We start from the raw sequence: 23266 nt of genomic DNA, 5'->3' as shown, positions 1-23266 counted from the left end.
TTTTCTTCTTAGGCAAGGCAAAACACTTTCGGGGAACTTGCTGGGATAAGGGGCTTATGGGTGGGTTTTCTGTCGTTGAACTTGTTTTCGTGTCGGTCTATCAGCGTCGCCCCTCCCCGGGGCAGGGGTCACTTTTCTTTGTCTTGCCAAAGAAAAGTAACCAAAAGAAAGGCGCTTTTCTGATCCAAGCTTAGGGTGCCCCCGTAAAACGAACTGGCCCAGCACCTAAGTGTCCACCACGATGAGAACGCGGATAGGCGCGCGCAGGCACCGTGACATCGCACCACGAAACAGAGTGGTATGCCCCCAGTCCGCTCCATCCTCGCAAGCTCGGACATCGGGTACATCATCCACGCACAAGCAAACGGTCCCGNAAAACGCGAATAGGCGCGCGCAGGCACCGTGACATCGCACCACGAAACAGAGTGGTATGCCCCCAGTCCGCTCCATCCTCGCAAGCTCGGACATCGGGTACATCATCCACGCACAAGCAAACGGTCCCGGCACATAAACCTCTTGACCTCCATGCCCGCCCATCGTCATTCAACGACGCCCCCCCTTCCTTCCACCATCTCCAGACCCACATGCAACAACGCCCGCATTCATCACTGATATGCGGGCGCGGCTGATTGATCGACGAATCCGGAGCGGGCGATACCAGTTCGACCGCCCGCAAACATCTCGAGCAGGGGTGTACCTGACGTCCGAGCGAAGCGAGGATGGAGCGGACTGGAGGCATACCACTTCGTACCGTGGTGCGATGCCTCAGTGCCTGCGCGCGCCTATCCGCGTTCTGAACGTGGTGGACACTTAGGTGCTGGGCCAGTCAGTGTGATGAGGGCACCTTAAGCTTGGATCAGAAAAGCGCCTTTCTTTTGGTTACTTTTCTTTGGCAAGACAAAGAAAAGTGACCCCTGCCCCGGGGAGGGGCGACGCTGATAGACCGACACGAAAACAAGTTCACCGCCAGAAACCCTACTACCCCTTCACCGCCCATCATCAAGATCCACACTCCTACGAGGCACAAACGCGACAGCCAAAACCGAAATCGCCAACCCGGCCATGACGTAATAGGTCGGTGCCAACGGCGTCCCGGTGGCCTTGATGAGCCAGGTCACGATGAACTGCCCGAACCCGCCGAACAGCATGACGGCGACGTTATAGGCGAGCGACAGTCCGGTCGACCGCACATGGGCGGGAAACAGCTCGGCGATCATCGCGCCGAACGGCCCGTAGTATCCGGCGAGTGTCACGGACAGAATGGCTTGAACGATGATCAGCCGCGTGATGCTGGGCGCGGCATCGAGCCAGACGAACAGCGGATAGATCAGCACGAGCGTGAGCACGAGCGACCACAGCGACAGTCCCTTGCGCCCGATCCGGTCGGACCACGCCCCCGCGATGGGCGACAGTACCGTCAGCAGCAGATTGCCGATGATCACCGCATAGAACGACTCCGCGTAAGGCAGCTTCAGCTGCTTCACCGCGAAGGTCGGCAGATAGCTGATCAGCACGTAGATCGTCACGGTCAGCGCCACGACCGACCCGAGCCCGCACACGACCTCACGCCCGTGCTGCGACAGCACCTCGCCGAGCGTCGCGCGCCGCGCGCTCTGCTTCGCGTGCAGAAACGCCTCCGAATCCGTGAGGTGTCGCCGGATATAGAACCCGATCGGCCCGATCACCAGCCCGAGAATGAACGGCACCCGCCAGCCCCACGAATGCAGCGCCTCGACCGACAACCCGCGCGTCACCGTCGCACCGACGATCGCACCGATCAAAAGCGCCGCCGCCTGGCTCGACATCTGCCAACTGCCGTAAAACCCCCGCTTCGAAAACGGCGCCGCCTCGATCAGCAGCGCCGTCGCACTGCCGAACTCGCCCCCCGCGGAAAACCCCTGCAGCAGCCGCCCGAACACGATCAGCAACGGCCCGCCGATCCCGATCGCCGCATAAGGCGGCGCCACCGCCAGCAGGAAAATACCCGCCGTCATCAGCAGGATCACCAGCGACAGCGCCGCCTTGCGCCCCGCACGATCCGCATACAAACCCAGCACGATCCCGCCGATCGGCCGCATGAAAAACGCGACGCCAAACGTCGCCGTCGTCAGCAGCAACGACGAATACTCGCTGCTCGTCGGGAAAAACAGCTCGGCAATCACCACCGCCATGAAACTGAACACGGTGAAGTCATACCATTCCAGCGCATTGCCGATCACCGCCGCAATCACCGCCCGCCGGTTCAATGCATGCCCCGCCGTCTTCGTCGAAGTCGCCACCGATGCCATTCGTCCCCCGCCTGTCGATATGCCCCGCCACGCCCGACGAAACCACACCCCTCGCCAGAGCGCGCGCTGTCGTGCAGCGAGTGTAGAAAGCGTTGGAATCGATTTCAAGCAATAAAAAAACGCCCGTCATCCGACCGATGACGAGCGTCCTTCGATGTCACGCGATGCGGCACCGCACGATGCCGCTGCGCGCATCACGCCATTTTCGTGAACGCGCTGCACCACCCCTTCGCCTGCACCTGCTTGCCCGGGAACGCGCCGCACGGCCCCGACGCCGAACCCTTCTTGCCCTGGTACAACATGCACGCCGCGCAATCCTGGCCGGCCGCGTACTTCGAATACTTGGCCTTGTCGACCTTGGTCGCATCGGACTTGTAGCCGAGCGCGACAGCGGTCGGGTCGGTTTCGGTCAGCATCGGCGCATCAGCGAACGCTTCGCGCGACAACGCCAGTGCCGACACGGCACCGACGCTCGAAATCAGGAAACTCCGGCGGGACGTTTTCATGGGGACTCGCTCCAACATTGTGGGTTGTGAGCTGCTCTAGCGGCAGCCGGTCACAAGCATAACGCCCAAGCCCACCCATGTGCGGCCCGAAATTCCGGAGATAAGGGATTCAAAAGCGACACAACGACGCGCCGCCTACGCGCGCGCCGCCATCTCGCCCACCCGCTGCGCGATCGCCAGCGACGCCGTCAAGCCCGGCGACTCGATACCGAACAGATTCACGAGCCCACGCACCCCGTGCTGAGCCACGCCCTGGATCATGAAATCGGCGGCCGGCTCGCCCGGCCCCGCGATCTTCGGCCGGATGCCCGAGTACGCCGGCTGCAGCGCATCGTCCGGCAAACCCGGCCAGTACGAGCGGATCAGCGCGTAGAACGCGTCCGCGCGACGCGGATCGACGTCGTAGCGCAGCGCATCGATCCATTCGACGTCCGGGCCGAAGCGCGCCTGTCCGCCCAAATCGAGCGTCAGATGCACGCCGAGCCCGGCCCGGTCGGGCATCGGATAAACCAGATGAGAGAACGGCGCGCGGCCCGACAGGCTGAAATAATTGCCGCGCGCGAGATACAGCGGCGGCACCCAGCGCGGATCGAGCCCGCCGATGCGCCGCGCCAGCGCCTGCGCGCCCAGCCCGGCGCTGTTGATCACGCAGTTCGCCTCGATCTCGGTCGGCTCCGCGCCGCCCGCGCGGATCAGGAACCCGCCGCCGCTCAGCACGTCGATCGACTCGACCGGCGACAGCAGCGCGCACACCGCGCCGTCGCGCTCCGCGTCGCCGAGCAGCGCCAGCATCAACTGATGGCTGTCGATGATCCCGGTGCTCGGCGAGAACAGCGCACCGACGCATTCGAGTTCGGGTTCGAGCGTCTGCACCTCGTCGCGCGACAGCGTGAGCAGATCGAGCACGCCGTTTTCCTCGGCGCGCGCCGCAATCGCCTTCATCTGCTTGAGCTGCGCGGCCGACGTCGCGACGACCAGCTTGCCGCATCGGCGATGCGGCACATGACTGGCTTCGCAGAATTCATACAGCATGTCGCGCCCGTGCACGCAGAGCGCCGCCTTCAGCGACCCGCGCGGGTAATACAGCCCCGCGTGGATCACCTCGCTGTTGCGCGAGCTGCTGCCCGTGCCGATCGCGTCGGCCGCCTCCAGGACCATCGTCTCGCGCCCGCGCCCGGCCAGCTCGCGTGCGATCGCCAGCCCCACCACGCCGGCGCCGATCACCACACAATCAATCCGCTCCATTGTCATTCGCGTCGTTTGCGCGCCTGAAAGCAGGAGCCACGATTGTACGTCGTGCAGCGCAGCACTGCCGGCCCTTTGCTCAAAAGCCGATCGGACGGCGCCGCGCGCCGCTTTCGTCGGGGCGGATGTCGCGCGGCTGCATCACGTCGCGCCCGTCGAGCCGCGCCGCGCCGAACGCGTGCAGCAGCGCGCGCCGCATCGTGCGCGGCGGCATCGCGGCGAGCGCGTCGAGCGACGCGTCGCCGAGCGTCTCCGGAAACCGCCGCCCCCACGCGTGCGCGTTGCGGATCTCGCCATAGATCGTCTGCCCGATGCGGCGCGCGCCGGCCGCATCGGGCGGCTCGATCTCGTAGATGTTCATCCGGTTGAGAATCGGCTCGGGAATCGACTGCGCATCGTTCGCGGTCGCGATCCAGATCACGTTGCCCGCGTCGATCGGCACCTCGGCGAACTCGTCGATGAACGCGCTCGCGGTATCGTGCTCGAGCAGCGCATACAGCGCGCCGAGCGGATCGTACTGCGCGTCGCTGCCCGCCTTGTCGATCTCGTCGACGGCGATCACCGGGTTCGAATAGCTGCCGTTGACCAGCGCATCGAACACCTTGCCCGGCTTCGCGTTCTTCCATTGCGACGACGCCCCCGACAGAATCCATCCCGCCGTCAGCGAACTCATCGGCACGTAGTGGTAGGCGGTGCCGAGCATCTTCGCAAGCGCCTTCGCGAAATGCGTCTTGCCGATGCCCGGCGCGCCGAGCAGCAGGATCGGCATCAATTCGAGGCGGTCTTCGGTTTCGAGGCACAACGCGACCTGCTTGCGCACATCGTCGAGCGGTTCCGCGAAATTCGGCAGCGTCTGCGCCAGCGTGTCGAACGCGGGCATCCGGTTCGGCTTCACGCAGAACCGCAGGTTGCCCGTCTTCAGCATCTTCTCGTAAGTCGAGCGCAACGCATCGCTCGCGCCGTCATTCAGATCGTTCAGCGCCGTCTCGACCCGCTCGAGATCGTAGACCGTGCTGAACGACGCCACCGCCAGTTCCTGTCTCACCATCGCCGTCGTCATCGCCCACCCCACTGCTCACCGCTGTCTGCCCATCAGACCCCGCGATTTCAGTGTAGCCCCCCGAAACGCCCGCGCAAGCCAGCAGCCGTCGCGCTCTGCTGCTAACACCCGCGCGGCGCTGCACGCGGCGAGCGCCGCGCGTATCATCGAAGGTCCGCCGTGCGCGCCGCACCGCTGCCGCCGCGTGCGTACCCGCCGCGCGATCCGCGCGCGCCGCCCCCCCCAGGAATCGCCGATGTCCCAGCCGTTTTCGCCCGCGCTTGCCCACGACGTCGACACCGCGCTCACGTCGCGCCGCTCGATCCGCGCGTTCCTGCCCACCCCGGTACCGCGCGCGACGATCGAGGCGATTCTCGCCGCGGCGAGCCGCGCGCCGTCGGGCACCAATATCCAGCCGTGGCGCGTCTATGTCGCGACGGGCGCGACCCGCGATGCGCTCGCCGCCGCCCTGACGAGCGCCTACGACGATCCCGAGCGCGACGAGAAATACGTCGGCGAATATCGTTACTACCCGGACGAATGGACGTCGCCGTACCTCGACCGGCGGCGCAAGGTCGGCTGGGATCTGTATGGGCTGTTGAACATCCGGCGCGACGAGAAGGCGCGGATGCACGCGCAGCACGCCCGCAACTTCCGCTTCTTCGATGCGCCCGTTGCGCTGTTCTTCACGATCGACCGCGTGATGACGCGCGGCGGCTGGCTCGATTACGGCATGTTTCTGCAAAGCGTGATGATCGCGGCGCGCGGGCGCGGGCTCGATACCTGCCCGCAGGCGGCGTTCGTGCCGTTCCATCGGATCATCGCCGGGCAGCTGTCGATCCCGGACCACGAACAGCTCGTCTGCGGCATGTCGCTCGGCCACGCCGACCCCGATGCCCGCGCGAACCAGCTCGTCACCGAACGGGCCGGCGTGGCCGAATTCACCCGCTTCTTCGCTTGAAAATGCGGCGACCGCGCCTATTTCCCCGTTATCGCGCTGTTCGCGCGCCGCGCGGGCCGGATGAACCCATCGCCGGTCCGCGCGGTCAGAAGTCCGTCGATTTTGTTCGAGCGTAAGATGTCTGCCTGCTTCGTTATCCCGCGTCCGCGCGAAAATTTCATGTTCAAAACCAGTCTGGCCGGCGCGCTTGCCGGCGCCGCGCTCGCCGCGCATGCGCAAGGCGGCCCGCCGCCCGCCATCGACTGGGAACTGCAGGTGGTGCGCGACGGACAGACGATCGACACCTTCCACCAGAAAACCACCATCGGCCAGAGCCGCACCGACACCCATCAGACGGAGGCCGCGCTGCCCGCCGGCTGCGTCGCGGACCCGGCCGCGAAGCCGTCCGAGCTGTCGCGCACGGTCACGGTCGCGCCGCTGTACGTCGACGGCGACGCGATCACGCTCTCCCTCGACACCCAGGACCAGCTCGACGACGATGCGTCGCGAAGCGGCGTCGCCGCCTGCACGGCCGCGCCGCCCCGGCAGATCGTCGCGAGCCATCCCGGCCTGAACGTCCGCGCCGGCGACTGGACCGACTGGACCGTCGTCGACAAGCACCCGCTGCTCGTCTACCGCGTGCGCGCGCGCGTCGCCCAGGACTGATCGACCATGCACGTGCCCGCCCCCCTTCCGTTCGCCGAGCCGCAGGCCGCGCCCGACGAGATCACCGCGGTCAGCTGGAATCTGCACAAGGGCCGCTCGCCGCTCGGCTTCACCGCGTGGAACGCGATGCGCAACTGGGTGCAATCGACCCACGCGGACATCTATTTCCTGCAGGAAGCGATGGCGCGGCGCATGCCGCGGCCCGTGCTCGCCGCCGGCTTCGGCGCGCCGATGGACGATACCCTCGACGACGTGTGGCATTGCCAGGCCACCGAGATCGCCCGCGCGCTCGACTGGCAGATCGCGCTCGGGCCGAATGTCTTCAAACCGTCCTGGCGGCACGGCAATGCGATCCTGTCGCCGCATCCGCTCGATCTGGGCGGCCGCTGGGACATCTCCGCGCACCGTTTCGAGCGGCGCGGGCTGCTGGTCGCGCGGGCGACGCTCGCGGGCGCGCAGCCCGTCACGCTGCTGTGCGCGCACCTCGCGCTCACGCGCGCCGCCCGGCTGCGGCAGATGCACTGGATCGCGCACTGGATCGACCGCCACGCGAATACCGGACCGCTCGTGCTGGCCGGCGACTTCAACGACTGGCGCAACGATTCCGTGCCGCTGTTCGGCGAGATCGGTTTGACGGAGGTAGCGACGCTGCTCGGCGAATCGGGCCGCACGTTCCCGGCGTTCTCGCCCGCGCTCGCGCTCGACAAGATGTTCGTGCGCGGCCTCACGCCGCTCGAATGGAGCGCGCCCGGCCAGGAAACCGCCTGGCTGTCCGATCACCTGCCGTACATCGCGCGGCTGCGGCTCGACTGACGCGCCTGGTCCCCGGTCTGCGCGGCGCGCGGCGTCACGGTAAAGTGGCGCTTTCCCCCGCCGCGCACGTCACGCCATGAGCTATCTGCCGATCCTGCTGCAAATCGCCGCCGTCTATCTGGTCGCGGCCGTCACGCCGGGGCCGAACTTTTTCATGGTGTCGCAGCTGTCGCTGGCCGGGCGGCGCGGACTGGGCGCCGCATCGGCGCTGGGCGTCGGCACCGCGTCGCTCACCTGGGCGACGCTCGCGCTGCTCGGCCTGTCCGCGCTGCTGCATCAGGTCGCATGGCTATACGAAGGCATCCGGATCGCCGGCGCACTCTATCTCGTCTACTTCGGTTTCAAGCTGCTGCGCGCGAGCGCGCGGCCCGACGCGAGCACCGCCCTCGCCGAGGCCGGCGCGGCACCCGCCGCCCCGCCGCGCGCCGCCGACTACCTGCGCGCGTACCGCTCGGGGCTCGTCACCTGCCTCACCAACCCGAAATCCTGCGCGTTCTGGACCAGTGTGTTCGCCGCGATGCTGCCCGCGCACATACCGCTGTGGTTCGACGGCGTGGTGCTCGTGTTGATCGGCACGCTGTCCGCCGGCTGGTACGGCGGCGTGGCGCTGCTGTTCGCCAGCGCGCGGGCGCAGCGGGGCTATCGCCGCGTACGCCGCCCGCTCGACGCCCTGTGCGGCACGGCGCTGATCGGCCTCGGCGCCAAGCTCGCCATCGATCGCTGAAAGGATCGGGAAAGGCGTCCGGGCCCGTCCAATCCCGTCCGCCGGCCGGGGTCAAGCCCGCGCGCGGCCCAAGCAAGGTAAAATACGGAGTTCTCCAATCGTCTGTTATCGAGTAGGCGTGCGTTCAGCGCCCGCCATCGGCCGATCCGCGGATCGGGCCGGTGCCCTCGTTTTTCGCCTCGTTTTCGAAGCCATGAGCAAATACGACACCGCTATCGTCCAATCCGTCCATCACTGGACCGACACGCTGTTCAGCTTTACCTGCAGCCGCGAGCAAAGCCTCCGTTTCAACAACGGCGAATTCACGATGGTCGGCCTGGAAGTCGACGGCAAGCCGCTCGCCCGCGCCTACAGCATCGTGAGCCCGAACTACGAAGAACATCTGGAGTTCTTCAGCATCAAGGTGCAGGACGGCCCGCTCACGTCGCGGCTGCAGCACCTGAAGGTCGGCGATACCGTGCTGATCGGCAAGAAGCCCACCGGCACGCTGATCGCCGACAATCTGCTGCCCGGCAAGACGCTGTGGCTGCTGTCGACGGGGACAGGCCTCGCGCCGTTCATGTCGATCATCCGCGATCCGGACATCTACGACCGCTTCGACAAGATCGTGCTCACGCACACCTGCCGCCTGAAAGGCGAGCTGGCGTACATGGACTACATCAAGCACGATCTGCCGGGCCACGAGTACCTGGGCGACATCATCAAGGAAAAGCTCATCTACTACCCGACCGTCACCCGCGAGGAGTTCGAGAACGAAGGCCGGATCACCGACCTGATCGCATCGGGCAAGCTGTTTGCCGATCTCGACGTGCCCGCCTTCTCGCCGGAGCACGACCGCGTGATGCTGTGCGGCAGCACCGCGATGCTGAAGGACACCACCGACCTGCTGAAGCAGGCCGGCCTCGTCGAAGGCAAGAACAGCGCGCCGGGCCATTTCGTGATCGAACGCGCGTTCGTCGATTGATCCCCAGTTTTTAATCCGCATCAAGAACCGGAGCTGCAGGCTCCGGTTTTTTTATTTGGGGACTTGGCAAATTCGTAACAACACGTCATCTTTGTATCTCAAAATAGTTACATGTTTGAGGCCATCCTCTATACCTGATTTGTCAGTGTTTTTCCTACATCGGGTTCATCCCGAGATTGCAAATGCGCCGTTAAACCAACGGCCGGTATGACTTTTCCTATACTTCTGAGATATCATGCGCGGCGCGTAGAGGTAATCGAGCGCTTGCTATCAGGGCCGGATCAAATGTTACTAGATGTAAATTTTGTTACTCCGCCATATGGCAAATCCCTTACAGCAGCCGCTGTTGCGATCGCTCGGCCTGGTGTGCTGCCGACGGGTGTCTGTTTCGCTTTCTGATAGAAGGGAGAGTCATGGATACGCCGTTTAGTGCGCCGCCCGGCGCGAACTCCCTGCTCTCGCCGGCGCAATCGATTGCCGACGACACGATCGCCCTCCATCCCGCCCCCGCGCGCGTGACCGCGGGCTTCGAAGCCCGCATCGCGCGGCTGGCCGCCGAGCTTGTCACCGCCGACGAATCCGCTCGCCGCCACCTCGCGGGCGAACTGCACGATGGGCTCGGCGCCAATCTGACCGCCGCTCGATTTGCCCTCGCAAACGTTGACACCTGGCTGCCGGCCGATGTGCCCGAGGGCTGCCGGCGCGCGCTGGCGCTCGCCCAGCAGGCGCTCGACGCCGCCACCGACGCCAATCGCCGGCTGATCGCCGAACAGGACACACCCGGGCTCGATGCCGGGCTGGTCGCCACCCTGTCGGACTGGATCGGCGCCTACGCGGCCCGCACCGGCCTGCGCACGAGCTTCATCTGCGTGGCCGATGCGCGGGTGGCGCACCTGGGCGCCGACGGTGCGCTGGCCGTGTTCCGTGTCGCGCAGGAAGCGCTCGCCAACATCGCGAAACATGCGCGCGCACACGCCGCCGACGTGCGGATCGAGGCGGACGACACGCATCTCGTGCTCGTCGTCGCCGACGACGGCATCGGCCTGACGCCCACCGACCGGCGCGGCTACGGCCTCGGCGGGATGCGGGCGCGCTGCGAGGCGTTCGGCGGCACGCTCGATCTCGCGCGCTCGCGTGCGGGCCGCGGCACCACGCTGCGCGCACGCTTCGGCTGGGCCGCGCTCGCGCCCGCCGCGCCGGTCGCGCCGCGCAGCATCTCGCATTCGTGAGGCGCCGACATGACCCTGCATATCCTGCTCGTCGACGATCACGCCATTGTCCGCCAGGGCATCCGGCAACTGCTGATCGACCGGGGCATCGCCCGCGACGTGGCTGAGGCGGAGAGCGGCTGCGAAGCGATCGCCGCCGCCGACAAGGCGCCGTTCGACGTGATCCTGCTCGACATCTCGCTCGCGGACATGAACGGCATCGAAGTGCTGAAGCGGATCAAGCGCAAGCTGCCGCGCACGCCGGTGCTGATGTTCTCGATGTATCGCGAGGACCAGTACGCGGTGCGCGCGCTGAAGGCGGGCGCGTCGGGCTACCTGTCGAAGACCGTCAACGCCGCTCAGATGATCTCCGCGATCCAGCAGGTCGCGGCCGGGCGCAAGTACGTGAGCCCGGCGATGGCGGAGGCGCTCGCCGAGTACGTCTCGTTCGAGAACGAGCCGCTGCCGCATGAAAAGCTCTCCGACCGCGAATACCAGACGCTCTGCATGCTGGCGTCCGGCAAGCGGCTGACCGACATCGCGAACACGCTGTCTCTGTCGGTCAAGACCGTGAGCGTGTATCGCACGCGCCTGCTCGAGAAGATGAAGCTGTCCAACAACGCCGAACTGACGTTCTATGTGATGAGCAACCGGCTCGTCGACATGAACCCGCAGATCGGCGCATGACCGTGCCCTCGGTCCCCGGCGGCGCCCTTTCGGTGTCCTCGCCGGGACCGGTTCCGTCCGCAAGCATCTGTTTTCCCGGACGTTTTTTTCCGTTGCCGTTCGAGGGCCGCCACCGCCGAAAAGCGGCGGCCCGTGCCAGATCCGCTAAAATTGCGGGTTTTACTACTCATCCGCCGCGCGCTTCGCGCGATTCAGGTACTTCATCCCCAATGTCTCTTTTCCGCAAGAAAAACGTCGATCACATGATCGCCAGCGCGCACGCCGCCGGACTCAAGAAGGCGCTCGGCGCGGTGGATCTCACCTTCCTCGGCATCGGCGCAATCATCGGCACCGGGATCTTCGTGCTGACCGGCACGGGCGCCGTGCAGGCAGGCCCCGCGCTGATGCTGTCGTTCGTGATCGCCGCGATCGCCTGCGGCCTCGCCGCGCTGTCCTACGCCGAATTCGCGTCGACGATTCCGGTCGCCGGCTCGATCTACACCTACTCGTACGCCACGCTCGGCGAACTGGTCGCCTGGATCATCGGCTGGGATCTAATGCTCGAGTACGGGCTCGCGGCGTCGGCCGTGTCGGTCGGCTGGTCCGGCTACCTGCAGTCGCTGCTGCACGGCTTCGGCATCTCGCTGCCGGCCGCGCTCACCGCCGCGCCGGGCGCGATCCCGGGCGTCGTCACCTATTTCAACCTGCCGGCGTTCCTGGTGATGGTCGTCATCACCACGCTGCTGTCGATCGGCATTCGCGAATCGACTCGCGTGAACAACATCATGGTGTTCATCAAGATCGCGGTCGTCCTGCTCGTGATCGCGGTCGGCGTGTTCCACGTCACGCCCGCGAACTGGACGCCGTTCATGCCGCACGGCTGGAACGGCGTATTCGGCGCCGCCGCCGTGATGTTCTTCGCGTTCATCGGCTTCGACGCGGTGTCGTCGGCGGCCGAGGAAGTGAAGAATCCGAAGCGCGACCTGCCGATCGGCATCATCGCGTCGCTCGCCGTGTGCGCGGTGCTGTACGTGACGGTCGCGGCCGTCGCGACGGGCATCGTGCCGTCGGCGCAGTACGCCAGCATTTCGCATCCGATCTCGTATGCGCTGCAGGTGGCGGGTGAAAAATGGGTCGCGGGCTTCATCGATCTCGGTGCCGTGCTCGGCATGCTCACCGTGATTCTGGTGATGAGCTACGGCCAGACCCGGATCATCTTCGCGATGTCGCGCGACGGGCTGCTGCCGGGCGTGCTGTCGCGCGTCCACCCGCGCTTCGCGACGCCGTTCCTCACCACCTGGCTGGTCGGCCTCCTCTTTGGCCTGATCGCCGCGCTGATCCCGCTCACCGTGCTGGCCGAGCTGATCAACATCGGCACGCTCGCCGCGTTCTCGATGGTGTCGATCGCGGTGCTGGTGCTGCGCCGCACCCACCCGGAACTGCCCCGCGCGTTCCGCTGCCCGGGCGTACCGGTGCTGCCGGTGCTGGCCGTCGCCGCATGCCTGTTCCTGATGCTGAACCTGCAATGGATCACGTGGATCGCATTTCTCGTCTGGCTCGCGATCGGTCTCTTCGTGTATTTCGCGTATTCGCGCAGCCGCTCGAAGCTCGCGCACGGCAACGCCACGCACTGACCCCGCCCTCTCGGCCGCGGCGCCCCGCGCCGCCCGGAAACGGCGCTCCCGCGATGCGGCAGCGCCGTTTTTTTGCGCCGCCGCGCGGGATCAGCAGACTCGCGGCGAGCGGTTCATAATCCCGCCCATGAACGCCGGGCGCAGGACGCCCGGCCGCCCCGCAATCAGGAATGAATGATGGAAAGCGTCGATCTCGAAGTATTGAAGACGAGCGCGCGCTGGCTCGGTGAGGGCCGTCGCGCGTTGCTCGTCACGGTGGTGAAGACCTGGGGCTCGTCGCCGCGCCCCGAAGGCGCGATGCTCGCGGTGCGCGACGACGGGCTCGTGGTCGGCTCCGTGTCGGGCGGCTGCATCGAGGACGATCTGATCGCCCGCGTGCACGCATCGGGCATCGCCGCGACCGCGCGTCCGGAAGCGGTCAAGTACGGGATCACGGCCGAAGAGGCGCATCGCTTCGGGCTGCCCTGCGGCGGCACGATCCAGCTGGTGCTGGAACCGCTCGCGCCCGCGAGCGGCATCGCGGCGCTGTGCGACGCGGTCGAGGAAGGCCGGCTCGTGACCCGCACGCTGGAACTCGCGACCGGCGTTGCGACGCTTGCTCCGGCCCAGGCCGCCGACGGGCTCCAGTTCGACGGCGCGCGGCTCGTCACGGTGCACGGGCCGCGCTACCGGATGCTCGTGATCGGCGCGGGGCAGCTGTCGCGCTATCTGTGCCAGATCGCGGCGGGGCTCGACTACCAGGTCACCGTCTGCGATCCGCGCGAAGAGTACACCAACGCCTGGGACGTGCCCGGCACGCGGATCGTGCGCACGATGCCGGACGATACGGTGCTCGACATGAAGCTCGACCGGCGCAGCGCCGTGATCGCGCTGACCCACGACCCGAAGCTCGACGATCTCGCGCTGATGGAAGCGTTGAAGACGCCCGCGTTCTACGTCGGCGCGCTCGGCTCGCGACGCAACAACGCGGCGCGGCGCGAGCGCCTGCAGGAATTCGACTTGAGCGCGGTGGAACTGGCCCGGCTGCACGGCCCGGCCGGGATCTACATCGGCAGCCGCACGCCGCCGGAGATCGCGGTATCGATTCTGGCGGAGGTCACGGCGGCGAAGAACGGCGTGTCGCTGCCGACGATCCTGCAGGTGGAAGGCGCGAAAGCGGCGCGCGAGCTGGCCGCCGGCGGCGAGGCCTGCGGCGTGTGAGGGCGCGCGGCGGTGCGCCGCCGCGCGAGGGTCAGGCGAGGCCCGCCGCGAGCGCGGCCGCCACCGAGCCGACGACGAGCACGACACCGACCGTGCGGCGCTTGTTCAGTTCGGTCCACAGCAGGACGCCCGTGAGCGACAGCAGGATCATCGATCCGGCGATCGTATCCATCAGCAGTATCCAGAAGATATTCATCCCGACACCGCGGTGCAGGTTGTTGAGCGTCGTGAGGAACGCGTTTTCGGTGCGCTTCACCGACACATAGCCGTTGCCCACCCAGTACTCGACCTGCACGCTGCTGCCCGGGCCGAAAATGCCGAACTGCCAGTGCTCGGGCTGCGTGACCTTGCGATCGCCCCATGCGACCGGCTGCGCCGGATCCTTCTTGACGCGGCCGGGCTTGCCGTCGAATTTCAGCTCGTGCTGCAGCCAGCCGGCCATCGCGGACGGCGTGGCGGGCGCGGGGGCGGGCAGCGCGAGCTGCAGTTGCTGGACCTGGGGCTCCCCCGACGAGATCTTGAGCGGCGGCGCGCGATGGTTGAGCAGCACGCCGGTCACGCCGAACAGCAGGCCCAGCACCGCGCCCCACAGCCCCACCCAGCCGTGCACCTTGCGCAGCCACTTGATGAACGTCGCGCGGCGCGAGCGCTGGCGGCGCGCCGCGAGTTCCGCCTCGCCCATCGCGCGGGACGCGGTCGGATGCAGCAAGGTGACGCCTGCCAGCGGCTGTTTTTCGATCGATTCGGGCGCGTTCACGCTTGATGCTCCATCCGCACAATGGCAACGGGCGGCGCACGATCGGTCGCGGGCCGCCCATCCGGTTCAAAATGAGAATGCATATCATTACACAAAAATAGGGGGGACTCAATGCGCGGGTCCGGCGAGGATGGCGGACGGAGCGCCCCGGCGCGCAATCCGCGCGGATGCGGCGCCGGGGGCACGCTGGGCAGCGCCGCGAGGGGCCTCGTCACGGAACGTCCGGGCAGGCAATCCGATCGCGCATCGCACGCGTCACGGCATGAAGTCGCGGCGGCGCTCAACGCACGAGGCGCGGCGCATCCGCCTTCGGCCCACCCCTGACCTGCGATGCCCGAGACCCACGCTCCCCGCGACGCGTTGAAGCCGGCACGTTCAACGCGCCGGCTTCAACGGCGGGAAACCCGGCGCCTCGCCGTCCTGCGCGGCCGCCTCGCCCGCTTCGCTTTCGAGCGCATACAGCCACGCGAGCAACTCGGCGACCGCCTGATAAAGCTGCGGCGGGATGCGCGAATCCAGATCGACCTGCATCAGCAGCGACACCATTTCCGGCGCGGTATGCACGTACAGTCCCGCATCGCGCGCCCGCGCGACGATCATCTCGGCAACCAGCCCGTAACCCTTCGCGATGACGCGCGGCGCGGCATCGCCGCCTTTCGCGTCGTAGACGAGCGCGGCGGCGCTCCGGCGGGTGGTCCGGCTCACGGCAGCAACTCCCAGTCGTCGAACCGGTCGTATGCCGGCGCGCGGGCGGCCGGCTCGGGCTTCGGCTCCGCCGGCAGCACCTCGCTGGCCACCGCGCCGCCGCGCGCGTAGGCCGATGCGGCGGCCTTCGCGGCCATCGTGTCGAAGCCGTCCGGCACGCCCTCGATCGCCCGGATCGACAGTCCGTTCAATTCCAGGCCGGCGGCCGAGAGCCGCCGGCGCAGCACGTCGCCGTGCGAAACGAGCCGCGCCGCGCCCGCTTCGTTCGCGCGCAGCCGCGCGGTGAGCTGCGTGCCGTTCAGGACCAGATCCGCGTCGACCATCCCGAGCGACGGCAGCGCGAGCGTCAGGCGGGTGCGCCACGCGATGCCGTCGGCGAGCGCCGGGTCGCCCGGCTGGCGCTCGCGGCCGCCCTGCTCGTCGGGCTCGATGACCCAGTCGAGCCGGGCGCCGGGCCAGGCGTCGCCGATCCAGCGAAACTGGTCGGTGGCCAGCAGATCGAGCTGCTGACGCACGATCGGCAGCGTCGCGGGGTGCAGCGATGCGGCAATCGACGCCGGCGCGTCGGACGCCGGGTCGGCACCCGCACCGGCCGCGCGCGGCGCGCCCTGCGACGTCGACAAGGCGCTCTTCAGATCGGCGTCGGCGCCGGCCGCCGCGGCCGCATAAGCAGCGGAGCGCGCGAACGGCGCGGCCGGATTCTGCGCGGCGCCCGGGTTCGAATTCGGCGTCGGCCCGCCCGGCGAGGTATCGCCGGCCGGACGACCGGCTTGCGGGAGCGGCAGGCGCGCGGCGAGCGCATCCGCCAGCGCATCGTCCGGCTGGGCGACGGCCGGCGGCGTGCCGTCGCCGGCCAGCCGCGCCTGCGGCTCACGCGCCAGCGCCGCCGTGCTGCGCTGACCGGCGAACCACTGCGCGAGATGCGATTCGTAGAAGAGCCCGCTTTCCGCGACCGCCTGCGCGAGCGCGGCGCTCAGCGCCGCGACGGGCGACGCGGGCGCGGCTTGCGCCGCCGGCGCGGCCGCCGGGGCGGCATCGGGACTTCCGGTATCCAGTAGGAGGAGCGCCGGCTTGAGCAGCGCGGCGGCCTGCGCGGTGGGCGGCGCGGGCAGCAGCGGCGCCCCGCCCAGCACCGGCGCGGTCGCTTCGCCGCCGTAGCGGGAAATCGCGTCGAGCGTCAGACCGACTTCGGACAACGCGGTCTGCGCCGACGCGGGCGGCGCGCCCGGCGCCCCGTTCGGCGAGGCGGTCGGCGTCGCCGTGCCCGGCGCGGTCGCGGACGAACCGACCTGCGACGGCGCGGCGCCGCCCGTCGCGGCCGGCACGGGAAGGTTCAGCAAGCTGTCGATGCGGCTCGCCAGGATGGCGGCGGCCACGGTATCGATACCGGTCATCATGAATCCTGGCGCGGGCCGGATGAAAATCGGGTCAATCGCGCGCGACGGCCGTCCGCCGGCACCGACGCGAGGAGCCGTCGTCCGCGGTCAGCGGCGCGCCTGGTACAGATCCTTCAGCACCCTCGTCGAGCGCCCGGCCTCGAACAGCGCGGACAGGCGCGCGACATCGGGACTCGCGAGATCGCGAATCGCCGCGTCGTCGGCCAGGATGCGGCGAATCAGTTCGTACTTGCGGCCGCGCTCGGAATCGTCGAGCGCGATGCCCTGCTCGGCGTCCTTCAGCCCGTCGACGAGCCTCAGATACTCCTCCTGCAAACCGCCCAGCTCATGCCACGCCGCGCCCCGCGCAGCCGTCAGCATCCGGCCGGACACCGCCGCGATCGCCTCGTAGCGCGCCAGGTAATCGGCGTTCCGGTTCATCGCGCGGCGTCCGTCCCTGCCTGGGCGGTCATCCTCGCAACCTCGGGGCCGATCCCGGTCCACGCGTCCTCGAGCGTCGCGAGCAGGCCGTCGACCTCGATCAGCATCGCCTCGCTCGCCTGCACGTTGGCTTCGAGCAGGCGCCGCGCGACATAGGTGTAGAGCGCATCGAGGCGGCCGGCGATCTCGCCGCCGACCTCCAGGTTGAGCGACTGCTGCAGGCCGCTTTCGACGATCCGGATCGCCTTGCCGATCGCGTCGCCGCGCGCGGCCACATTGCCTTGCTGCAGGTGCATCCGCGCCAGCGCGATCGCCTGCCGCGCCCCCTGGTAAAGCATCGCGATCAACCGATGCGGGTTCGCGCCCATCACCCCTGTCTCGACGCCGACCCGAGCATAAGCGCTGGCTCCAGCGTGTCCTGGGGAAAACATGGCGGCCTCCTAATTTTGAGATAAAGAAACGCAGGGTAGGCCCGCCGCCGCGCATCGCACGGTGCGAGAACATCTACCGGAGTTATCGGAAGGGAAAGTAAAAGCTTTAGGAAAACGACGCGGGACGCCGGGCTCAGACCGACATCTGCATGATCTCGTTGTAGGCGCTCACTAACTTGTTGCGCACCTGCAGTCCGAACTGGAAGCCGATGCCCGCTTTCTGCATGTCGACCATCACGTCGTTGAGCGATACGTTCGACGCGCCCAGCTCGAACGCCTTCGCCTCGCCGAGCGAGGTCTTCTGATCGCTGCTGATCTTGTCGAGCGACGCCTTCATCGCGCTGGCAAAGGTGCCTGCCGTGGCCGCGCCCGAGCCGGCGAGCGCCGCCGGACCGGTGGCGCCGCCTGCCGCCTGCGCGGCCATCGCCTGCATCTGTTGCAACGCCGAAGCGATTCCGTTGACGGGGGCAGTCATGTGATCTCCGCAAAAGGGCCAAACCGGGACTCGGGCCCGGCGCAAACCGGTGGCGGACCCGCCGCGGGCGCCATGCCGGATTGCGAAAAAGCATAGCAGCCGGGCCTGCGCCAAAGCGGTGAAAGTACGGGGGAAACCCCGCTCTATTCGGCCGATCGGGACGGACGCGCTTACGGATAATCGCATCGTGTCAATGTCCGCCCGCTCGTCCGAACGGGCCAGCCCGCTGTGGAGAAACCCGACGCATGGATTCGCAGGCCAACTCGCTGATCAACCCCGACGCCCGCGCGAGCCTCGCCGGCACGCCGCCCAATGCCGCGACCGCGGCCGGCGCGCTGCCCGGTGGCGCCGGGGCCGGCGCGGACTTCGGCCTGGGCGGCTTCGCCGAGCGCTTCTCGGGCCTGTCGCGGATGAAGACCAACCCGCGCCTGCCGTTCCTCGTCGTCGCCGCGCTGGCGATCGCCGCGATCGTCGCGCTCGTGCTGTGGAGCCGCGCACCGGACTACCGCGTGCTCTACAGCAACCTGTCCGACCGCGACGGCGGCGCGATCATCGCCGCGCTGCAGCAGTCCAACATCCCGTACAAGTTCGCCGACGCCGGCGGCGCGATCCTCGTGCCGTCGAACCAGGTGCACGAAACGCGCCTGCGCCTCGCCGCGCTCGGCCTGCCGAAAGGCGGCTCGGTCGGCTTCGAACTGATGGACAACCAGAAGTTCGGCATCAGCCAGTTCGCGGAGCAGGTGAACTATCAGCGCGCGCTCGAGGGCGAGCTGCAGCGCACGATCGAATCGATCAACGCGGTGCGCGGCGCGCGCGTCCATCTCGCGATTCCGAAGCCGTCGGTATTCGTGCGGGATCGCGAGGCGCCGTCGGCGTCGGTATTCGTCGATCTGTACCCGGGCCGCGTGCTCGACGAGGGCCAGGTGCTGGCGATCACCCGGATGGTCGCGTCCGGCGTGCCCGACATGCCGGCGAAGAACGTGACGATCGTCGACCAGGACGGCAACCTGCTGACTCAGCCGGCCGCCGCGAGCGGCCTCGACGCGAGCCAGCTCAAGTACGTGCAGCAGATCGAGCGCAACACGCAAAAGCGCATCGACGCGATCCTCGTGCCGATCTTCGGCACCGGCAACGCGCGCTCGCAGGTCAGCGCCGACATCGATTTCGCGAAGGTCGAGCAGACCTCCGAAAGCTACAGCCCGAACGGCACGCCGCAGCAGTCCGCGATCCGCAGCCAGCAGACCAGCACCGCGACCGAGCTTGCCCAGGGCGGCGCGTCGGGCGTGCCGGGCGCGCTGTCGAACACCCCGCCGCAGCCGGCGTCCGCGCCCATCGTCGCGGGCAACGGCCAGAGCGGCCCGTCGTCGACCCCGGTCAGCGACCGCAAGGATTCGACCACCAACTACGAACTCGACAAGACCGTGCGCCACGTCGAGCAGCCGATGGGCGGCATCAAGCGGTTGTCGGTCGCGGTGGTGGTCAACTACCAGCCGAGCACCGACGCGAAAGGCCGCGTGACGATGCAGCCGCTGCCGGCGCCGAAGCTCGCGCAGATCGAGCAGCTCGTGAAGGACGCGATGGGCTACGACGAGAAACGCGGCGACTCGGTCAACGTGGTCAACAGCGCGTTCACGACCTCCGCCGACCCGCTCGCCGGCCTGCCGTGGTGGCGTCAGCCCGACATGATCGAGCTGGGCAAGGACATCGCGAAATGGCTGGGCGTCGCCGCCGCGGCCGCCGCGCTCTACTTCATGTTCGTGCGCCCGGCGATGCGCCGCGCGTTCCCGGCCGCCGAGCCTGCCGCGCCCGCGCTGCCGGCGCCGGAAGACCAGGTGATGCTGGACGGCCTGCCCGCGCCCGACAAGCGCAGCCTCGAGGAGGAACCCGATCCCGCGCTGCTCGCGTTCGAGAACGAGAAGGGCCGCTACGAACGCAATCTCGACTACGCGCGCACGATCGCGCGTCAGGATCCGAAGATCGTCGCAACCGTCGTGAAGAACTGGGTGTCCGATGAACGCTGAAGGTTTGACCAAGAGCGCGCTCCTGCTGATGTCGATCGGCGAGGAGGAAGCCGCGCAGGTATTCAAGTTTCTCGCGCCGCGCGAGGTACAGAAGATCGGCGCGGCGATGGCCGCGCTGAAGAACGTCACGCGCGAGCAGGTCGAGGACGTGCTGCACGACTTCGTGAAGGAAGCGGAGCAACACACCGCGCTGTCGCTCGATTCGAGCGAATACATCCGCTCGGTGCTGACCAAGGCGCTCGGCGAGGACAAGGCGGGCGTGCTGATCGACCGGATCCTGCAGGGCAGCGACACGAGCGGCATCGAAGGCCTCAAGTGGATGGATTCGAGCGCGGTGGCCGAGCTGATCAAGAACGAGCACCCGCAGATCATCGCGACGATCCTCGTGCATCTCGACCGCGACCAGGCGTCGGAGATCGCGTCGTGCTTCACCGAACGGCTGCGCAACGACGTGCTGCTGCGGATCGCGACGCTCGACGGCATCCAGCCCGCCGCGCTGCGCGAGCTGGACGACGTGCTCACGGGCCTGCTGTCCGGCAGCGACAACCTGAAGCGCAGTCCGATGGGCGGCATCCGCACCGCCGCCGAGATCCTCAACTTCATGACCAGCGTGCATGAGGAAGCGGTGATCGAGAACGTCAAGCAGTACGACCCCGATCTCGCGCAGAAGATCATCGACCAGATGTTCGTGTTCGAGAACCTGCTCGATCTCGAGGATCGCGCGATCCAGCTGCTGCTGAAGGAAGTGGAATCGGAAGCGCTGATCATCGCGCTGAAGGGCGCGCCGCCCGCCTTGCGGCAGAAGTTCCTGTCGAACATGTCGCAGCGCGCGGCCGAACTGCTCGCCGAGGATCTCGACGCGCGCGGCCCGGTGCGCGTCTCCGAGGTGGAAACGCAGCAGCGCAAGATCCTGCAGGTCGTGCGCAACCTGGCCGAAAGCGGCCAGATCGTGCTCGGCGGCAAGGCGGAAGACGCGTATGTCTGATCCGGCGAGCGTCCGCGCGAAGCCGCTCACCGCCTATCAGCGGTGGGAGATGGCCTCGTTCGATCCGCCGCCCCCGCCGCCGCCCGACGATGGCGGCGCGGCCGCCGCCGCGCTCGCGGCGGAATTGCAGCGCGTACGCGACGCCGCGCATGCGGAAGGCATCGCGGCCGGCCACGTCGAAGGCCAGGCGCTCGGCTATCAGGCCGGCTACGAACAAGGGCACGCGCAGGGCTTCGAGGCGGGCCGGACCGAAGCCCGCGCGGAAGCCGCGCAGCTTGCCGCGCTCGCCGCGACGTTCCGCGACGCGCTCACCGGCGTCGAACGCGATCTCGCCGACGATCTCGCGACGCTCGCGCTGGACATCGCGCAGCAGGTGGTACGCCATCACGTGCAGCACGATCCCGCCGCGCTGATCGCCGCGGCCCGCGAGATCCTCGCCGCCGAGCCCGCGCTCGCCGGCGCGCCGCACCTGCTCGTGCATCCCGCCGACCTGCCGGTGGTCGAGGCCTATCTGAAAGACGAACTCGATGCGCTCGGCTGGAGCGTGCGCACCGATCCGGCGATCGCGCGCGGCGGCTGCCGCGCGCACGCCGCCACGGGTGAAGTGGACGCGACCCTGACGACCCGCTGGGAGCGGGTCGCGGCCGCGCTCGGCAAGGTGAGCTCATGGTGAACGCCGGGGCCGGCCCGCTCGAACGCGACGGCCTCACGCCGCTCGAGCGCGAACTTGCGCTCGCATCGCACGGCGACGCCTCCACCGCCGCGCCTCACCCCGCCGCTGCGGCCGCCGCGCTCGCGAATCCGCACCTCGCGCACTGGCGCGGCCATCTCGACGGCCTGCGCGAACGCAACGCCCGCGCGCTGCCGCTGCGCCCGTGCGGGCGCCTCACCCGCGCCGCCGGGCTGGTGCTCGAAGCGATCGGGCTGCGCCTGTCGGTCGGCGCCGAATGCACGATCGAGCTGCCCGCGGGCAGCACGCGGCCGTTCGCCGAAGCCGAGGTCGTCGGCTTCGCCGGCGACCGCCTGTTCCTGATGCCGACCACCGACGTCGCCGGCGTGCTGCCCGGCGCCCGCGTCTGGCCGCTCGAAAGCGCGCCGGTCGCCGATCCGCTGTCCGGCGCGAAGCGGCTGCCGGTCGGCTGGGACATGCTCGGCCGCGTCGTCGACGCATCGGGCCGCCCGCTCGACAGCCTCGGCCCGCTCACGGCAAAGCTCGACGCCCCGCTCACCGCGGCCTCGATCAACCCGCTCGAGCGCGAACCGATCCACCATGTGCTCGACGTCGGCGTGCGCGCGATCAACGCGCTGCTGACGGTCGGACGCGGGCAGCGGATGGGCCTGTTCGCCGGCTCCGGCGTCGGCAAATCGGTGCTGCTGGGCACGATGGCGCGCTACACGAGCGCCGAGGTGATCGTGATCGGGCTGATCGGCGAACGCGGCCGCGAAGTGAAGGAATTCATCGAGCAGATCCTCGGCGAGGACGGCCTCGCGCGCTCGGTCGTCGTCGCGGCGCCCGCCGACGTATCGCCGCTGCTGCGCATGCAGGGCGCGGCCTATGCGACGACGCTCGCCGAATACTTCCGCGACCAGGGCAAGCACGTGCTGCTGCTGATGGATTCGCTGACGCGCTACGCGATGGCACAGCGCGAGATCGCGCTCGCGATCGGCGAGCCGCCCGCGACCAAGGGCTATCCGCCGTCGGTGTTCGCCAAGCTGCCCGCGCTCGTCGAGCGCACCGGCAACGGCCCGGCGGGCGGCGGCTCGATCACCGCGTTCTACACCGTGCTCACCGAAGGCGACGACCAGCAGGATCCGATCGCCGATTCGGCGCGCGCGATTCTCGACGGCCACATCGTGCTGTCGCGCACGCTCGCCGAGGCCGGGCACTACCCGGCGATCGACATCGAGGCGTCGATCAGCCGCGCGATGACGGCGCTGATCGACGAGCCGCATCTCGATCGCGTCCGTCATTTCAAGCAGATGCTGTCGCGCTACCAGCGCAATCGCGACCTGATCGCGGTGGGCGCCTATGCGAGCGGCCGCGATGCGCAGCTCGACCGCGCGATCGCGCTCTACCCGCGCATCGAGGCGTTCCTGCAACAGGGCTTCCGCGAGTGCGCCCCGTTCGCGCAGAGCCTCGCCGGGCTCGATGCGCTATTCGATTCCGAAGGAGGCTGACCGT

23 protein-coding genes and 1 pseudogene are annotated in these 23266 nt (G+C 68.2%); 13 read left to right on the top strand and 11 right to left on the bottom strand.

Going from position 1 to position 23266, the window contains the following annotated elements:
• Positions 1-860: 860 nt before the first annotated feature.
• The 5 genes and pseudogenes from RZR99_RS09895 to RZR99_RS09875 form a co-directional block, all read right to left on the bottom strand.
• Positions 861-950, bottom strand: a pseudogene (locus tag RZR99_RS09895) (ion transporter); the annotation flags it as partial.
• A gap of 36 nt (positions 951-986) precedes the next feature.
• Positions 987-2288: an MFS transporter gene (locus tag RZR99_RS09890; protein ID WP_323119572.1), complete on the bottom strand. Its 1302-nt coding sequence runs from the start codon at positions 2286-2288 to the stop codon at positions 987-989.
• A 194-nt stretch (positions 2289-2482) separates the two neighbouring features.
• Complete coding sequence (locus RZR99_RS09885; RefSeq protein WP_323119571.1) at positions 2483-2794, bottom strand: high-potential iron-sulfur protein; 312 nt, start codon at positions 2792-2794, stop codon at positions 2483-2485.
• A 135-nt stretch (positions 2795-2929) separates the two neighbouring features.
• A complete protein-coding gene (locus tag RZR99_RS09880; protein WP_323119570.1) occupies positions 2930-4045 on the bottom strand; it encodes an NAD(P)/FAD-dependent oxidoreductase in 1116 nt (371 codons plus the stop codon).
• A gap of 73 nt (positions 4046-4118) precedes the next feature.
• The gene (locus RZR99_RS09875) at positions 4119-5099 is read right to left on the bottom strand and encodes an AAA family ATPase (RefSeq protein WP_323119569.1); all 981 of its coding nucleotides are present in this window, start codon (positions 5097-5099) and stop codon (positions 4119-4121) included.
• Between the two features lie 235 nt (positions 5100-5334).
• Between RZR99_RS09875 and RZR99_RS09870 the strand changes: the two genes are divergently transcribed.
• The 9 genes from RZR99_RS09870 to RZR99_RS09830 all read left to right on the top strand — a co-directional run bounded on the left by RZR99_RS09870 (position 5335) and on the right by RZR99_RS09830 (position 13893).
• A complete protein-coding gene (locus RZR99_RS09870; protein ID WP_323119568.1) occupies positions 5335-6039 on the top strand; it encodes a nitroreductase in 705 nt (234 codons plus the stop codon).
• A gap of 159 nt (positions 6040-6198) precedes the next feature.
• Positions 6199-6684, top strand: coding sequence for a hypothetical protein (locus RZR99_RS09865; RefSeq protein WP_323119567.1), 486 nt, complete (start codon positions 6199-6201; stop codon positions 6682-6684).
• A 6-nt stretch (positions 6685-6690) separates the two neighbouring features.
• On the top strand, positions 6691-7497 hold the full coding sequence (locus RZR99_RS09860; protein WP_323119566.1) for an endonuclease/exonuclease/phosphatase family protein: 807 nt from the start codon (positions 6691-6693) through the stop codon (positions 7495-7497).
• Between the two features lie 76 nt (positions 7498-7573).
• Positions 7574-8221: a LysE family translocator gene (locus tag RZR99_RS09855; RefSeq protein WP_323119565.1), complete on the top strand. Its 648-nt coding sequence runs from the start codon at positions 7574-7576 to the stop codon at positions 8219-8221.
• 193 nt (positions 8222-8414) lie between these two features.
• Positions 8415-9185 (top strand): ferredoxin--NADP reductase, encoded by a 771-nt coding sequence (locus RZR99_RS09850; RefSeq protein ID WP_323119564.1) that lies wholly within the window; start codon positions 8415-8417, stop codon positions 9183-9185.
• 413 nt (positions 9186-9598) lie between these two features.
• Positions 9599-10414 (top strand): sensor histidine kinase, encoded by an 816-nt coding sequence (locus tag RZR99_RS09845; protein ID WP_323119563.1) that lies wholly within the window; start codon positions 9599-9601, stop codon positions 10412-10414.
• A 9-nt stretch (positions 10415-10423) separates the two neighbouring features.
• Positions 10424-11080 (top strand): response regulator transcription factor RqpR, encoded by a 657-nt coding sequence (gene rqpR / locus RZR99_RS09840; protein ID WP_323119562.1) that lies wholly within the window; start codon positions 10424-10426, stop codon positions 11078-11080.
• A 209-nt stretch (positions 11081-11289) separates the two neighbouring features.
• Positions 11290-12693 (top strand): amino acid permease, encoded by a 1404-nt coding sequence (locus tag RZR99_RS09835; protein ID WP_323119561.1) that lies wholly within the window; start codon positions 11290-11292, stop codon positions 12691-12693.
• Positions 12694-12870: 177 nt separating this feature from the next.
• Entirely contained in the window at positions 12871-13893 is a 1023-nt protein-coding gene (locus RZR99_RS09830) for an XdhC family protein (RefSeq protein WP_323119732.1), read from the top strand.
• Positions 13894-13924: 31 nt separating this feature from the next.
• On the opposite strand, the gene RZR99_RS09825 is transcribed toward RZR99_RS09830, so the two are convergent.
• From RZR99_RS09825 to fliE, 6 genes are all read right to left on the bottom strand, one after another.
• Positions 13925-14650: a PepSY-associated TM helix domain-containing protein gene (locus RZR99_RS09825; protein ID WP_323119560.1), complete on the bottom strand. Its 726-nt coding sequence runs from the start codon at positions 14648-14650 to the stop codon at positions 13925-13927.
• A gap of 375 nt (positions 14651-15025) precedes the next feature.
• A complete protein-coding gene (locus tag RZR99_RS09820) occupies positions 15026-15355 on the bottom strand; it encodes an EscU/YscU/HrcU family type III secretion system export apparatus switch protein (RefSeq protein ID WP_323119559.1) in 330 nt (109 codons plus the stop codon).
• Positions 15352-16749: a flagellar hook-length control protein FliK gene (fliK, locus tag RZR99_RS09815; protein ID WP_323119731.1), complete on the bottom strand. Its 1398-nt coding sequence runs from the start codon at positions 16747-16749 to the stop codon at positions 15352-15354. Before fliK ends, RZR99_RS09820 begins: the two co-directional genes overlap by 4 nt.
• Positions 16750-16839: 90 nt before the next feature.
• Positions 16840-17172: a flagellar protein FliT gene (locus RZR99_RS09810; protein ID WP_323119558.1), complete on the bottom strand. Its 333-nt coding sequence runs from the start codon at positions 17170-17172 to the stop codon at positions 16840-16842.
• On the bottom strand, positions 17169-17603 hold the full coding sequence (gene fliS, locus RZR99_RS09805; RefSeq protein WP_323119557.1) for a flagellar export chaperone FliS: 435 nt from the start codon (positions 17601-17603) through the stop codon (positions 17169-17171). Before fliS ends, RZR99_RS09810 begins: the two co-directional genes overlap by 4 nt.
• Positions 17604-17736: 133 nt before the next feature.
• Positions 17737-18078 (bottom strand): flagellar hook-basal body complex protein FliE, encoded by a 342-nt coding sequence (gene fliE, locus RZR99_RS09800; protein ID WP_323119556.1) that lies wholly within the window; start codon positions 18076-18078, stop codon positions 17737-17739.
• Positions 18079-18323: 245 nt separating this feature from the next.
• Between fliE and fliF the strand changes: the two genes are divergently transcribed.
• The 4 genes from fliF to fliI are packed head-to-tail and all read left to right on the top strand — an operon-like array spanning position 18324 to position 23262.
• The gene (gene fliF / locus RZR99_RS09795; protein WP_323119555.1) at positions 18324-20099 is read left to right on the top strand and encodes a flagellar basal-body MS-ring/collar protein FliF; all 1776 of its coding nucleotides are present in this window, start codon (positions 18324-18326) and stop codon (positions 20097-20099) included.
• Complete coding sequence (gene fliG, locus RZR99_RS09790) at positions 20089-21084, top strand: flagellar motor switch protein FliG (RefSeq protein WP_323119554.1); 996 nt, start codon at positions 20089-20091, stop codon at positions 21082-21084. The genes fliF and fliG overlap by 11 nt, the downstream gene beginning before the upstream one ends.
• A complete protein-coding gene (gene fliH, locus RZR99_RS09785; RefSeq protein ID WP_323119553.1) occupies positions 21077-21757 on the top strand; it encodes a flagellar assembly protein FliH in 681 nt (226 codons plus the stop codon). Before fliG ends, fliH begins: the two co-directional genes overlap by 8 nt.
• Positions 21751-23262: a flagellar protein export ATPase FliI gene (fliI, locus tag RZR99_RS09780; RefSeq protein WP_323119552.1), complete on the top strand. Its 1512-nt coding sequence runs from the start codon at positions 21751-21753 to the stop codon at positions 23260-23262. The genes fliH and fliI overlap by 7 nt, the downstream gene beginning before the upstream one ends.
• The last annotated feature ends 4 nt before the right edge of the window (positions 23263-23266 follow it).

It is taken from the genome of Burkholderia alba (assembly GCF_034721475.1).
Lineage (GTDB): Bacteria > Pseudomonadota > Gammaproteobacteria > Burkholderiales > Burkholderiaceae > Burkholderia > Burkholderia alba.
The sequence above is the reverse complement of the archived record's forward strand: the minus strand, read 5'-3'. Positions and strand labels throughout refer to the sequence as shown.

Bases quoted from the DNA above. Each gene is read 5' to 3' on its own strand.
- RZR99_RS09860 (WP_323119566.1), top strand. From the start codon at position 6,691: ATGCACGTGCCCGCCCCCCTTCCGTTCGCCGAGCCGCAGGCCGCGCCC.
- RZR99_RS09845 (WP_323119563.1), top strand. From the start codon at position 9,599: ATGGATACGCCGTTTAGTGCGCCGCCCGGCGCGAACTCCCTGCTCTCG.
- RZR99_RS09880 (WP_323119570.1), bottom strand. From the start codon at position 4,045: ATGACAATGGAGCGGATTGATTGTGTGGTGATCGGCGCCGGCGTGGTG.
- rqpR (WP_323119562.1), top strand. From the start codon at position 10,424: ATGACCCTGCATATCCTGCTCGTCGACGATCACGCCATTGTCCGCCAG.
- fliH (WP_323119553.1), top strand. From the start codon at position 21,077: ATGTCTGATCCGGCGAGCGTCCGCGCGAAGCCGCTCACCGCCTATCAG.
- RZR99_RS09810 (WP_323119558.1), bottom strand. From the start codon at position 17,172: ATGAACCGGAACGCCGATTACCTGGCGCGCTACGAGGCGATCGCGGCG.
- RZR99_RS09890 (WP_323119572.1), bottom strand. From the start codon at position 2,288: ATGGCATCGGTGGCGACTTCGACGAAGACGGCGGGGCATGCATTGAAC.
- RZR99_RS09850 (WP_323119564.1), top strand. From the start codon at position 8,415: ATGAGCAAATACGACACCGCTATCGTCCAATCCGTCCATCACTGGACC.
- fliI (WP_323119552.1), top strand. From the start codon at position 21,751: ATGGTGAACGCCGGGGCCGGCCCGCTCGAACGCGACGGCCTCACGCCG.
- fliE (WP_323119556.1), bottom strand. From the start codon at position 18,078: ATGACTGCCCCCGTCAACGGAATCGCTTCGGCGTTGCAACAGATGCAG.
- fliK (WP_323119731.1), bottom strand. From the start codon at position 16,749: ATGACCGGTATCGATACCGTGGCCGCCGCCATCCTGGCGAGCCGCATC.
- RZR99_RS09875 (WP_323119569.1), bottom strand. From the start codon at position 5,099: ATGACGACGGCGATGGTGAGACAGGAACTGGCGGTGGCGTCGTTCAGC.
- RZR99_RS09885 (WP_323119571.1), bottom strand. From the start codon at position 2,794: ATGAAAACGTCCCGCCGGAGTTTCCTGATTTCGAGCGTCGGTGCCGTG.
- RZR99_RS09835 (WP_323119561.1), top strand. From the start codon at position 11,290: ATGTCTCTTTTCCGCAAGAAAAACGTCGATCACATGATCGCCAGCGCG.
- RZR99_RS09870 (WP_323119568.1), top strand. From the start codon at position 5,335: ATGTCCCAGCCGTTTTCGCCCGCGCTTGCCCACGACGTCGACACCGCG.
- fliG (WP_323119554.1), top strand. From the start codon at position 20,089: ATGAACGCTGAAGGTTTGACCAAGAGCGCGCTCCTGCTGATGTCGATC.
- RZR99_RS09830 (WP_323119732.1), top strand. From the start codon at position 12,871: ATGGAAAGCGTCGATCTCGAAGTATTGAAGACGAGCGCGCGCTGGCTC.
- RZR99_RS09865 (WP_323119567.1), top strand. From the start codon at position 6,199: ATGTTCAAAACCAGTCTGGCCGGCGCGCTTGCCGGCGCCGCGCTCGCC.
- RZR99_RS09855 (WP_323119565.1), top strand. From the start codon at position 7,574: ATGAGCTATCTGCCGATCCTGCTGCAAATCGCCGCCGTCTATCTGGTC.
- fliF (WP_323119555.1), top strand. From the start codon at position 18,324: ATGGATTCGCAGGCCAACTCGCTGATCAACCCCGACGCCCGCGCGAGC.
- fliS (WP_323119557.1), bottom strand. From the start codon at position 17,603: ATGTTTTCCCCAGGACACGCTGGAGCCAGCGCTTATGCTCGGGTCGGC.